A 12,100-nucleotide genomic window follows, 5' to 3' on the forward strand; every position below is an offset into this window, starting at 1 on the left:
GCAAGCTCCCTCGCCACAGGGTTGTACTGTTCTCCTTCAGGCCGCTGCGCTGGAGTTTGCCTGCACCGCATAAGTCGCTGGCTCCTCAGCCAGCGGCACAAACGTACGGCGGTCAGCCGCCAGCGCATCGATCGAGCCGGTCTCGATGTCATACACCCAGCCATGCAGATTCAGCAGGCCTTTCTCCTGGGCCAGGCGCACGCTCGGGTGGGTCTGAATATTCGCCAGTTGCGCGATCACATTTTCCCGCACCATCGAACTCAATTTCGCCGCGTCATTGGCATGCGGCCGCGCCTCGTTCACCACTTTCGCCGACTCGGCATGTTGCAGCCAGCCGCTGACGGCGGGCAGATGATCCATGCATTTGCACTGGGCAATCGCGGTCATCGCGCCGCAATCGGAGTGGCCGCAGATCACGATGTCAGTCACCCCAAGCACCGCCACCGCGTATTCCACCGTTGCCGAAACCCCGCCCGGATGCGGGCTGTAGGACGGCACGATATTGCCCGCGTTACGGATCACGAACAGCTCGCCGGGTTCTTGCTGGGTCAGCAGTTCCGGCACCACGCGGCTGTCGGAACAGGTGATGAACAAGGTTCCGGGTTGCTGGGTGGTCGCCAGGTGTTTGAACAGTTCGGTGCGTTGCGGGAAGGCTTCGTTCTGGAACTTCAGGAAACCGTCGATCAGGCTTTTCATGGTGTAGTCCTCTTAGTTCGAGCAACCGTTGCCGAATTCGCTGTATTGAAGAATGTGTTTGTCGCCATTGCTGTCCAGATACGTCATCTCCACCGGCACCACGCCACAGACGTCGGCAACCGGGGTAATGCTCACGACTTCGGCGATGTCCAGGTGCATGCCGTAGTGGTAGGCCACGGCATCTTCATCGGCATGAACCTGAGTGGACAGGCCGGCAAGCAGGGCAAGGGCCAGCAGAATTTTTTGCATGGGGCAGCCTCCAGACGTATTGGGGAACGGTTGCAATGAAAGTGTTGGGGTGGCCCGCCCCTCGGGGCGGGCCAGGCGGATCAGAACGGACGCAGGGGCAGGAACTTGCCGTCGAGGGTGACCACGGCGCGGGAGCCGCCTTCCGGGTCTTCGACTTTCTTGATGTCGAGCTTGAAGTTGATGGCGCTGATGATGCCGTCGCCGAACTGCTCGTGGACCAGGGCTTTGAGGGTGGTGCCGTAGATCTGGATCATCTCGTGGAAGCGGTAGATGGTCGGGTCGGTCGGCACGCCGCTGAGGCTGCCACGCAGCGGGATGATCTGCAGGGCGGCAACGGCGTCGGCGTCCAGTTCAAGTTTGTCGCCAACCACTTGCGCGGCGGTTTGTGGCAGCGGGTGCTGGCCGAGCAGGGCAGCGGTGACGTAGGCCAGGCTCAGGCCGGTGTCGTCGGCCAGATCCTGCCACGACAGGCCTTTGCGTGCCTTGATGTCGAGAATGCGGGTGGTCAGGGCCAGGCTGGCATCGTTGTAGGCGTGGGACTGTTGCATGGTGTCACTCCTTTCAGGGTTGGCTTGCTGTGTGGGAGCAATCTTCTGCCGATTGATCCATAGCGTCCAAGACCGATATACAATGCAATGCATAAGCCCTGCCTATAGATGGTGAATACCATGCTGCTGCGACATTTGCGTTATCTGCTGGCCGTGGCCGACCACGGCGGGTTCACCCGGGCGGCGGAGGCGTTGCATGTGTCGCAGCCGACCTTGTCGCAACAGATCCGCCAACTGGAAGAAAGCCTTGGGGTGAACTTGTTTGATCGCACCTCGCGCACGGTCAAGCCCACCGATGCCGGTGAGGCCTACATCGAATGTGCGCGGCGGGTGCTGGTGGAACTGGAGGCGGGCAAGCGGGCGTTGCATGACGTGAAGGATCTGTCCCGTGGCAGCTTGCGTCTGGCCATGACCCCGACCTTCATGGCCTATCTGGTCGGGCCGTTGGTGCGCGATTTCGCGGCGCGCTATCCGGGTATTCATTTGCAGATTTTCGAACTGTCGATGGACGATATCGAGGTCGGGCTGGCTGATGACTCGCTGGACATCGCGATTGCCTTTACCCCGGTGCGCCACCCGGACATCGAGTGCATTCCGGCGTTTACCGAAACCCTGGGGATCATGATCGGCCGCGAACATCCGTTGTACGGGAGTACATCGGTGCTGACGGCGAGTGACCTTGCTCAGCTGGATTTCGCCTTGCTGGCGTCAGACTTCATTACCCGGTTATCGATTGATGAGTATTTTCGTCAGCAGGGGATTACGCCGAAGGTGCGGATCGAGGTGAACTCGGTGAGCACATTGCTCGAGGTAGTGCGCCATTCGCCAATGGCGACGATGTTGCCGGAGGCGATTGCCACCGAAGACCGGGCGCTGCGTCGGCTGCGGGTCGAGAACGAAGCGCCGCAGCGCGGGGCGGCGTTGTTGCGGCGGCGCAATAATTACCACAGTGCGGCGGCAGTGGCGTTTATGAATCTGGTACTGGAAACGAAAATCTAACCAACGATACAGTCCCCCCCCTGTGGGAGCGGGCTTGCTCGCGAAAGCGGTGTCTCAGTTGAGATGATGGTGACTGACACGGCCCATTCGCGAGCAAGCCCGCTCCCACAGGGTTATATGGTGACTCGCAGATGTAAAAAGGGCCTGCTTCTTTTGGAAGCAGGCCCTTTTATTTATTGAAGTTGTAACTCAGTAGAACCGATCAATCACCCGAACTTCATTCTTGTTCTGCATCGAATCCCACGCCTGTTTCAGCGTCTGCAGCACATTGCCGATGAAGTCCTTGTCGGCCGCAGCTTTTTTGCCGACATAACCGTGGCCGCGGCGGTACATCTTCAGGCGGGCCAGCAGGTTCTGGTTGCTGCGGTCGAATTCTTCTTCACCAGCGTGGGGCGACAGGCAGTCGATATGCACCTGACCCGACTTGCTGATCCAGAGAATGTGGCTGTCGTGGCTGTCTTTTTGCGCAGCGAACATACGAGCCAGTTCTTCGATAGTAGGTTGATTGTTCAGATTCATGATGTTTGCCCCTTGACCAGTCTGGTGATCTTTCAAAGTTGATTCGCTAATACAGGTAGCCCATCGGTTAGTTGATCCCTGGCACCGAAACCAGGACGTCAGCGGTCGCCCGTGAGAAGTACGGGGTCATGCATCTGTTGCATGTAGTCGTGTTGAATAACTGCTACGCAATAGCGTCACAACGAGGAGAAGCAGCGAAAACCGGGAGGCTCCTTGACGACGTTTTCAGGGTCGGCCACAAGCGTCTTGAGAATTTTCGCCAGCGCTTCTCGTCCTTGTACTGGACGTTCAGGCCAGGTCAGCTTCTTCAATCTGCCTTGTGGGCAGCGTGTATCCGGAAAAAACAACTCGGCGGTCAGACGAGTTTGCTCAAGCGTGTTACTGAATGTTCCCGATCGGGGAACGTCTTCATCATGCAAAAGCAAAACGGTGCCGTCAACGGTTTTGTAGTGATTATTTTTGTTCACTACATATTGTCGGACAAAGCTGTTTTGGAATGAGAAAAGTTTCGTTCAGACAACGGAAGCGGGGACGTTCAGGACGTAGAAGGTGCAGAGGTAACCGTCTACCGAGCGCTGCTGGCGGGTGAGCTCGCCACCACTCAATTGCGGGATCAGCCCGGCCCAGAAGCGCTGTGCAGGCAGGTTGGCGTCGATATGGAAAATCTGCCATCGACCCGGCAGGCGGCTCAAGAGGGCAGAGACGACAAACTGCGCGACGCCTTGGCCACGAAAGCGTCGAGTGAGGAAAAAGTAGCCGATGTTGTATTCGGCGCCGTCGATGTGGGTTTCGCCATCCACGGTCACGAAACCGGCCAGTTCACCGTCGACGCGGATCAGGAACGGTTGGGTGGCTGGATTGCGCCAGTAATCGTCCTTCTGCTGAATGCTGAAGAAGCCATGTTCGCCGAGCTTAAGTGGTAGCCATTGGCTGAAGTCGTACATGTAGAACTGCATGAGGTTTTCGATGGTTTGCAGTTCGTCGCGGTGGGCGGGGTGTAGTTCGATGGTGGGCATGGTCAATGAACTCCAAAAGGGAGACTTAAGAACCCTGTGGCGAGGGAGCTTGCTCCCGCTGGGGCGCGAAGCGGCCCTAAAGCCTGCAATCGCGATGTTTCAGATAGACCATAGTTGCAGGTTTTGCGACTGCTGCGCAGCCGAGCGGGAGCAAGCTCCCTCGCCACAGGAGCTCAGCAGGTTTGAGTTATTTGGCGGTACGCTTGGTTGCACTGGCGGTTTTACTGCGCGTCGATTTGCGTTTCTTCTTCCACGGCGCCGCAGCCTTGCCGGCAGGTGGCGGGCCGCTGATGGTCAGACTCAAGGCAGAACAGCGGCTGACCTGCTTGCTCATCCACGCCGCCTGTTTGGTGACGAACTCTTCCAGACTCATCTCGCCGCTCTGCACCATGTCCAGCGCCTGTTCCCAGATGGCGGTAGTGCCGGGGTCGGCAATCGCCCGGGGTACGGCGTCGATCAGGCTGAAGGCTGCAGGCGTTGCGGCCAGCGCCTTGCCGTTTTTCAGCAGATAACCGCGGTCCAGCAGGCCCTGAATGATCGAGGCGCGAGTGGCTTCGGTGCCGATGCCGGTGGTGTCCTTGAGTTTCTGTTTGAGCAGCGGATCTTCCACCAGTTTGGCGACGTTCTTCATCGCCTTGATCAGATCGCCCTCGGTGTAGGGTTTGGGCGGCTGAGTCCAGAGATCCTTGAGGTTCACGCCGGCCACGGCGCAATCGATACCCTGACTCAGCGCCGGGAGGGTTTGCGGTGCTGGCGCTTCACGACCCTTGGCCGGGGCGAGGGCTTCGGGCAAGGCGCGTTTCCAGCCCGGTTCGATAATCTGCTTGCCGACGGCGCGCAATGCTTCACCGGCGCAACCGAAATCGGCCTGGGTGCGATCGTATTCGTGGTTGGGCAGAAATTGCGCCAGATAGCGCGCGCGAATCAGGGTGTAGACCGCCCGGTGCTTACCGCTCAAACGCTCGAGATTTTTCGCCGCCGCGGTGGGGATGATGCCGTGGTGGGCGCTGACCTTGGCGTCGTTCCACGCTCGTGAGCGGCGTTGCGGGTCGAGGTGACCGTTCAGCGCATCGAGGCTTGAGTCGGCCTGACGCAGTGCAGCGAGTATCCCCGGCGCCTCACTGTGCTGGCTCAGCGGCAGGAAGCCGCAATCACTGCGCGGGTAGGTGATGACCTTGTAGGTTTCGTAGAGCGCCTGGGCGATGTCGAGGGTTTCCTGGGCGCCGAGACCGAGTTTCTTCGAGCAGACTTCCTGCAGGGTGCCCAGATCGAAGGGCAGCGGTGCCACTTCACGCATGCGCTCGGTGCGCAATTTCACCACCCGTGCGCTGGCCGCATTGCTGATCGCAGCCGCCGCTTGCTGCGCCAACGCCTGATTCAGGCAGCGATCCTGATCGTCGCAAACGTCGGAGGGCGCACGCCATTGTGCAGTGAACGGCGTGCCGTCGTGCAGCAGTTGCACATCGATCGCCCAATACGGCACCGGCACGAAATCGGCGATGCTGCGGTCGCGATCCACCACCAGCCGCAGTGTCGGCGTCTGCACCCGGCCGACGGGCAGCACGCCCTGATAGCCGGACTGACGGCCCAATAACGTGAACAGGCGACTCATGTTCATACCTATCAGCCAGTCCGCGCGGGAGCGCCCCAGGGCCGAGTGATACAGGCTGAAGGTTTCCGCCCCCGGCTTCAGTGCGGCCAGGGCCTTGCGGATCGACGCTTCATCCAGCGCCGACAGCCACAGGCGACGGATCGGCCCGCGATAGCGGCAGTGCTCGACCAGTTCCCGGGCAATCATCTCGCCCTCACGGTCGGCGTCGGTGGCGATGATCAGCTCGCTGGCCTCGCCCAACAGGCGCTTGACCGCCTTGTACTGGCTGGCGGTACGCGGCTTGACGGTCATTTTCCACTTGTCCGGAATGATCGGCAGATCCGCCAGCACCCAGCGCTTGTAGCGCGCGTCGTAGGCATCCGGCGGGGCAGTTTCCAGCAGGTGGCCGATGCACCAGGTCACCGTGACGTCCGTTCCCAGCCAGCAGCCGTCGCCCCGGCGCTTTGCACCGAGCACGGCCGCAATGTCTTTGGCCTGGGAAGGTTTTTCACAGAGGTACAGCCGCATAACCACCGTCGTCAATCAGTTCACTGGAGGTGCACAGAATGGCCGGAGTTCGCGCCCGGGGCAACTTTTATCTGTATGGATATACAGATAAAAACATTGCCGGGAATGACCGGTATTACCGGGACGGCGCGGGCGACTATCGAGAAATCGAATGGCACCGCGCTTGCCGGGCATGGCAGGTTCGTCGGGCCTTCAAGAAACGCGAGTGACAGGACGATCTCGCCAGAAGATCGCCACGGTCCGAACGCACTGACCACCCTGAAACAAGGAAGTCCCACCATGGCTCAAGCCAAAGCGAAAACCAGCAGCGCCTATGACGAAGTGAATGCCTTCAGCCACCTGTACGACCGTGGCGTCGGCCTGGTGAACGGCAAACCGTCGTTTACCGCCGACCAGGCAGCCGACGAAATCCTGCGCAAAAACCTGTCGTGGCACGACAAGAACGGCGACGGCAAAATCTCCCTGACCTACACCTTCCTCACCGAAAAACCGGCAAACTACAACCCGAACCTCGGCAATTTCAGCCAGTTCAGCGCGCAGCAAAAGGCCCAGGCCATACTGGCGATGCAATCGTGGGCCGATGTGGCCAAGGTGACCTTCGCTGAAGGCACGGGCGGCGACGGTCACATGACCTTCGGCAACTACGATGTCAGCACCGGCGGCGCGGCGTTCGCCTACCTGCCGAGCGGCGGCAGCTACGATGGCCAGTCGTGGTACCTGATCAACAACCAGTATCAGGTCAACAAGACCCCGGACACCAACAACTACGGGCGTCAGACCCTGACCCACGAAATAGGCCATACCCTCGGCCTGTCGCACCCGGGCGCCTACAACGCCGGCAACGGCAACCCGACCTACAACGACGCCAAGTACGCCGAAGACACCCGTGGCTACAGCCTGATGAGCTACTGGAGCGAAGCCAATACCGACCAGAACTTCAGCAAGGATGGCAGCGGAGCCTACGCCTCCGCGCCGTTGCTGGACGATATCGTGGCGGTGCAGAAACTCTACGGCGCCAACTATGCAACCCGCGCCGATGACACCACCTACGGTTTCGACTCCAACGCCGGCCGCGATTTCTACAGCGCTACATCGGCGGCTTCGAAGCTGGTGTTCTCGGTGTGGGACGGTGGCGGCATTGACACCCTGAACTTCTCCGGCTTCACCCAGAACCAGAAGATCAACCTCAATGAAGGTTCGTTCTCCGACGTTGGCGGGCTGGTTGGTAACGTTTCCATTGCCTATGGTGTGACCATCGAAAACGCGCGGGGTGGTTCAGGCAATGACCTGCTGATCGGCAATTCGGCGGTCAACATTCTGAATGGCGGTGCCGGCAACGACATTCTCTACGGTGGCGGCGGCGGTGATACGTTGTGGGGCGGCGAGGGTGCAGACACCTTCGTGTTCGGTGCAGCCAGCGATTCGACCAACAACCAGCCGGACTGGATCATGGATTTCAAAAGCGGCGTGGACAAGATCGACATCTCGGGCATCGCCGGTTTCGCCACGGGCGCGGCCACGTTGAACTTCGTCAATGCTTTCACCGGTCATGCGGGCGATGCGATCCTGACTTACTACGCGCAGGGCGGTCAGACCACGCTGCTGGTTGATCTGACCGGGCAGGGGCAGATCGACTTTGCCGTTGGTGTGGTGGGGCAGGCGCTGGCGACTGATATCGTGGCTTGAGCTGATCCTGACTGACACTGATTCAGGGCAACTATCGTCCTGTGGCGAGGGGGCTTGTCGAATCGTCGCACCGTCCCGCTCGGCGGCGAAGCCGTCGCAAACTCGGAAATCGCGTTATACCTGACACACGCGATTCCTGGATTTAGGGCTGCTACGCAGCCCAGCGGGACGGTGCGACGATTCGACAAGCTCCCTCGCCACAGTTCATTTGTCCCTGGAGAAACCCCCATGAGCACCACCGGCCTCAACCCCGTCATCACCCTCGAAGAACTCTCCGGTTGCCTGTTGGTGAAATTCCACGGCATCCAGGTCGCGGCGTCCTCGCATGTGCTGGTTCTCCATGAGGCCAACTATCCGCCGGTGTACTACGTGCCCCGCGAGGACATCGACGAGAGGTACTTCGCCCGCACTGACCACACCAGTTATTGCCCGTACAAGGGCGATGCCAATTACTTCAGCCTGCAGGTGCCGGGGCATGAGGGGGCGAACGCGGTGTGGACTTACGAGAAACCGAAAATCTCGGTGGAGCCGATCAAGAACTATGTGGCGTTTTATCCGGATCAGGTGAAGTTTGAAGTGATCAAGGCTGACACTTAGTTCCTGGATGAAGAGATTTAATTGTGGCGAGGGGATTTATCCCCGATGGACTACGTAGTAGTCCCATTTTTCACGGGGGGCGCTACGCACCCCATCGGGGATAAATCCCCTCGCCACAGGTTTTTTTCACCAAAGGATCATGTGTGCAGGTTCAGATTCAGTTCTTGTCCAGATCGATATTCTTGGTCTCACGCAAACAGATCATCCCCACCACCAGGCTGACCCCGGTAATCAGCACCGGGTACCACAGCCCATAGAAAATATCCCCGGTGTACACCACCAGCGCGAATGACACGGTGGGCAGGAATCCACCAAACCAGCCATTGCCGATGTGATACGGCAGCGACATCGAGGTGTAGCGGATGCGGGTCGGGAACAGTTCCACCATCAGCGCCGCCAGCGGTCCGTAGCACATGGCCGAGATGATGATCAGCGCGACGATCAGCGCCACGATCATCGGTTTGTTGATTTGCTGCAGGTCGGCCTGTTGCGGGTAGCCGGCGAGGGTGACGGCGCCGCGCAGGGCGGATTCGTCGTAGCCGTCGATCTTCACATCACCGACGCTGACCTGCACGCCGCTGCCGGCCGGGGCGGCGGCGCTGGAGTAGGGCAGGCCTTGCTTGACCAGGAAGGTCTTGACCTTGTCGCACGGGCTGTCGAATTTGGCCTTGCCCACCGGGTCGAACTGGAAGGTGCAGGTGGCCGGATCGGCCAGCACGGTGATTGGTGCCTGACGGCTGGCTTGATCGATTGCCGGGTTGGCGTAGTGCGCCAGGGATTTGAAAATCGGGAAGTACAGCGCGGTCGCCAGCAGCAGGCCGAGCATCAGCACCGGTTTGCGCCCGACCTTGTCCGACAGCCAGCCGAAAATGATGAAGAACGGCGCACCGATCACCACGCTGATGATCAGCAGAGTGTTGGCCACCGCCGGGTCCATTTTCAGAAACTGGGTGAGGAAGAACAGCACGTAGAACTGCGCGGCGTAGAAGGTCACCGCTTGCCCGGCGTTGATGCTGAACAAGGCGATCAGCACAACCTTGAGGTTTTCCCATTTACCGAAGGACTCGCGGATCGGTGCTTTCGATGCCTTGCCTTCCTCCTTCATTTTCAGATACGCCGGCGACTCGTGCAGGCTCAGGCGGATCCAGGTAGAAATGCCCAGCAGCACGATCGACAGCAGGAACGGAATACGCCAACCCCAGACTTCAAACTGATCGCCAGTAAAGTAACGGCACCCGAGCACCACCAGCAGCGACAGCAGCAGGCCGAGGGTAGCAGTGGACTGAATCCAGCTGGTGTGGAAGCCGCGTTTACCGATTGGCGCGTGTTCCGCCACATAGGTCGCCGCACCGCCGTATTCACCGCCCAGGGCCAGACCCTGAAGCATGCGCAGCACCACCAGAATGATCGGTGCGGCAATGCCGATGCTGGCGTAGGTCGGTAGCAGGCCCACGCAGAACGTGGCGATCCCCATCAGGATGATGGTGGCGAGGAAGGTGTATTTGCGCCCGATCATGTCCCCCAACCGACCGAACACCAGCGCCCCGAACGGCCGCACGATAAACCCGGCGGCGAAGGCCATCAGCGCGAAGATGAACGCCGTGGTGTCGTTGACTCCGGCGAAAAACTGCTTGCTGATCACCGCCGCGAGGGCGCCGTAGAGGAAGAAGTCATACCACTCGAAGACCGTCCCCAGGGACGAGGCGAAGATGACTTTCTGCGTGGCATTGCTGGTGCTGGCGCCGCTCGCGGCGTCCAGCGGCTGAGCGTGTTCTGACATATCGAAATCCCTCACAGTGATTGTTTTTGTTGTTCCACTGGTGTTGCGTGTCCGGATGCAGCGCGATGCCTTGAATCTGCTGTTGATTCCTGTGGGAGGGGGCTTGCTCCCGAAGGGGCCGTGTCAGTCAAATCATGGGTGAATGACACTCCGCTTTCGCGAGCAAGCCCGCTCCCACACTGGGGCTGTGAACAGGTCCTGAAAGGATCAACTGCGCCGCCTTCTCGGCAATCATCAGCGTAGGCGAACAGGTGTTGCCCGAGGTGATGCGCGGCATGATTGAGGCGTCGGCGATGCGCAGGCCGGGCACGCCATGCACGCGCAGTTGCGCATCGACCACCGCGTCAGCGTCATTGCCCATACGACAGGTGCCGACCGGATGGAAAATCGTCGTACCGATACGCGCCGCCGCTTCGTGCAGTTGCTCCTCGCTTTGCAGGCTGTCGCCGGGCAGATATTCCACCGGTTTGAACGCTTGCAGGGCCGGGGCACTGACGATGCGGCGGGTCAGGCGGATCGCATCCGCGGCCACGCGCAAATCTTCGGGATGGCTCAGGTAATTGGGTTGAATCAGCGGTGCTTCCTGCGGATCCGCCGAGCGGATTTCAATGCGACCCCGGCTCTGCGGACGCAAATCACACACCGACGCGGTGAATGCAGGGAAGCTGTGCAGCGGCTCGCCAAAACGCTCCAGCGACAGCGGCTGCACGTGGTATTCAAGGTTGGCGGAAGTCTGCTCTGGCCCTGAGCGGGCAAACGCGCCCAACTGACTCGGCGCCATCGACAGCGGCCCGCTGCGGTCATACAGATAACGCAGGCCCATGCCCATCTTGCCCCACACGCTGCCGGCGATCTGATTCAGGGTGCGGGCGTTTTGCAGTTTGTAGATCAGGCGCAGTTGCAGGTGATCCTGCAGATTGCCGCCGACCCCCGGCAGCTCATGAGTCACGCCAATGCCGAGGCGCTCGAGCAGCGGACGCGGGCCGATTCCGGAGCGCTGCAGAATGCTCGGTGACCCGACGGAGCCAGCGCAGAGGATGATCTCCTTGCGTGCCTTGAAGCTTTTCGTGTGCCCTTCGTGACGTGCGCTGACCTTCGATGCCCGCCCGTTTTCCAATAGCACGCGATCAACCTCAACCCCGGTCAGCACGGTCAGATTGGTCCGCTCGCGAATCGGTTTGAGAAAAGCCTTGGCCGCGTTCCAGCGCACCCCGGCCTTCTGGTTGACCTGAAAGTAGCCGCAACCCTCGTTGTCGCCCTGATTGAAGTCGTCGATGCTGGCGATGCCGCTCTGCTCGGCTGCGCTGCGAAACGCGTCGAGAATCGGCCATGACAGCCGCTGTTGCTCGACCCGCCATTCACCCTTGGCACCGTGAAATTCAGCGGCGCCGCCAAAGTGATTTTCGCTTTGTTTGAACAGCGGCAGCACGTCGTTCCAGGCCCAGCCCGAATTGCCTTCGGCCGCCCAGCCGTCGTAGTCACCGGCCTGGCCGCGCATGTAGATCATGCCGTTGATCGAGGAGCAGCCACCGAGCACTTTGCCGCGTGGGTAGCTCAGGCTGCGACCTTGCAGGCCGGGTTGCGCTTCGGTCTTGAAGCACCAGTCAGTGCGCGGGTTGCCGATGCAGAACAGGTAACCCACGGGGATGTGAATCCATGCGTAGTTGTCGCGTCCGCCGGCTTCGAGCAGCAACACCCGCTGCTGTTTATCCGCCGACAGTCGATTGGCCAGCAAGCACCCGGCAGGGCCGGCGCCGACCACGATGTAGTCGTATTCTTCAAGGGAAGTCTGCATTCCCTGACCTCGCTTTTTGTTTTTATTGTCGGACACTCTAGTTGTTAGCTTTCGTTAAAAGAATGTTAGTTTTTGCGCAGCCGCTGTGCGTTTTCA

The 12,100-nt window shown here is 60.1% G+C and carries 13 protein-coding genes; 4 read left to right on the forward strand and 9 right to left on the reverse strand.

The genetic code is table 11. The features are described from left to right. Positions 1 to 36: 36 nt before the first annotated feature. From LCH64_RS10290 to cynS, 3 genes are all read right to left on the reverse strand, one after another. A complete protein-coding gene (locus LCH64_RS10290; RefSeq protein ID WP_226500164.1) occupies positions 37 to 696 on the reverse strand; it encodes a carbonic anhydrase in 660 nt (219 codons plus the stop codon). A 12-nt stretch (positions 697 to 708) separates the two neighbouring features. After that, positions 709 to 945, reverse strand: a complete 237-nt coding sequence (locus LCH64_RS10295) for a DUF2790 domain-containing protein (RefSeq protein WP_103521585.1) — start codon at positions 943 to 945, stop codon at positions 709 to 711. Positions 946 to 1,025: 80 nt separating this feature from the next. Beyond that, complete coding sequence (gene cynS, locus LCH64_RS10300; protein ID WP_003226042.1) at positions 1,026 to 1,493, reverse strand: cyanase; 468 nt, start codon at positions 1,491 to 1,493, stop codon at positions 1,026 to 1,028. Between the two features lie 120 nt (positions 1,494 to 1,613). Between cynS and cynR the strand changes: the two genes are divergently transcribed. Then, the gene (gene cynR, locus LCH64_RS10305) at positions 1,614 to 2,492 is read left to right on the forward strand and encodes a transcriptional regulator CynR (protein WP_226500165.1); all 879 of its coding nucleotides are present in this window, start codon (positions 1,614 to 1,616) and stop codon (positions 2,490 to 2,492) included. 189 nt (positions 2,493 to 2,681) lie between these two features. Here cynR and LCH64_RS10310 read toward each other — a convergent pair whose 3' ends face one another. From LCH64_RS10310 to LCH64_RS10325, 4 genes are all read right to left on the reverse strand, one after another. Next, the gene (locus LCH64_RS10310; protein ID WP_007966852.1) at positions 2,682 to 3,011 is read right to left on the reverse strand and encodes a hypothetical protein; all 330 of its coding nucleotides are present in this window, start codon (positions 3,009 to 3,011) and stop codon (positions 2,682 to 2,684) included. Positions 3,012 to 3,187: 176 nt separating this feature from the next. Beyond that, positions 3,188 to 3,478, reverse strand: a complete 291-nt coding sequence (locus tag LCH64_RS10315; protein ID WP_226500166.1) for a hypothetical protein — start codon at positions 3,476 to 3,478, stop codon at positions 3,188 to 3,190. Positions 3,479 to 3,523: 45 nt separating this feature from the next. Then, entirely contained in the window at positions 3,524 to 4,027 is a 504-nt protein-coding gene (locus LCH64_RS10320) for a GNAT family N-acetyltransferase (protein ID WP_226500167.1), read from the reverse strand. Positions 4,028 to 4,214: 187 nt separating this feature from the next. Next, positions 4,215 to 6,146 carry a DNA topoisomerase III gene (locus tag LCH64_RS10325; RefSeq protein WP_226500168.1) on the reverse strand — a complete coding sequence of 644 codons (1,932 nt, stop codon included), beginning with the start codon at positions 6,144 to 6,146 and terminating at the stop codon, positions 4,215 to 4,217. Between the two features lie 38 nt (positions 6,147 to 6,184). Here LCH64_RS10325 and LCH64_RS10330 point away from each other — a divergent pair, with 38 nt between their 5' ends. The 3 genes from LCH64_RS10330 to LCH64_RS10340 all read left to right on the forward strand — a co-directional run bounded on the left by LCH64_RS10330 (position 6,185) and on the right by LCH64_RS10340 (position 8,429). Beyond that, a complete protein-coding gene (locus tag LCH64_RS10330) occupies positions 6,185 to 6,355 on the forward strand; it encodes a hypothetical protein (RefSeq protein WP_226500169.1) in 171 nt (56 codons plus the stop codon). A gap of 70 nt (positions 6,356 to 6,425) precedes the next feature. Then, a complete protein-coding gene (locus tag LCH64_RS10335; protein ID WP_226500170.1) occupies positions 6,426 to 7,832 on the forward strand; it encodes a serralysin family metalloprotease in 1,407 nt (468 codons plus the stop codon). 228 nt (positions 7,833 to 8,060) lie between these two features. Continuing rightward, the gene (locus LCH64_RS10340) at positions 8,061 to 8,429 is read left to right on the forward strand and encodes a DUF427 domain-containing protein (RefSeq protein WP_226500171.1); all 369 of its coding nucleotides are present in this window, start codon (positions 8,061 to 8,063) and stop codon (positions 8,427 to 8,429) included. A gap of 157 nt (positions 8,430 to 8,586) precedes the next feature. Here LCH64_RS10340 and LCH64_RS10345 read toward each other — a convergent pair whose 3' ends face one another. After that, entirely contained in the window at positions 8,587 to 10,209 is a 1,623-nt protein-coding gene (locus LCH64_RS10345) for an MFS transporter (protein WP_003226027.1), read from the reverse strand. Positions 10,210 to 10,336: 127 nt separating this feature from the next. Beyond that, on the reverse strand, positions 10,337 to 12,004 hold the full coding sequence (locus tag LCH64_RS10350) for a GMC family oxidoreductase N-terminal domain-containing protein (protein ID WP_226500172.1): 1,668 nt from the start codon (positions 12,002 to 12,004) through the stop codon (positions 10,337 to 10,339). Positions 12,005 to 12,100: the final 96 nt, after the last annotated feature.

The organism is Pseudomonas sp. MWU16-30322 (assembly GCF_020515535.1).
Lineage (GTDB): Bacteria > Pseudomonadota > Gammaproteobacteria > Pseudomonadales > Pseudomonadaceae > Aquipseudomonas > Aquipseudomonas fluorescens_H.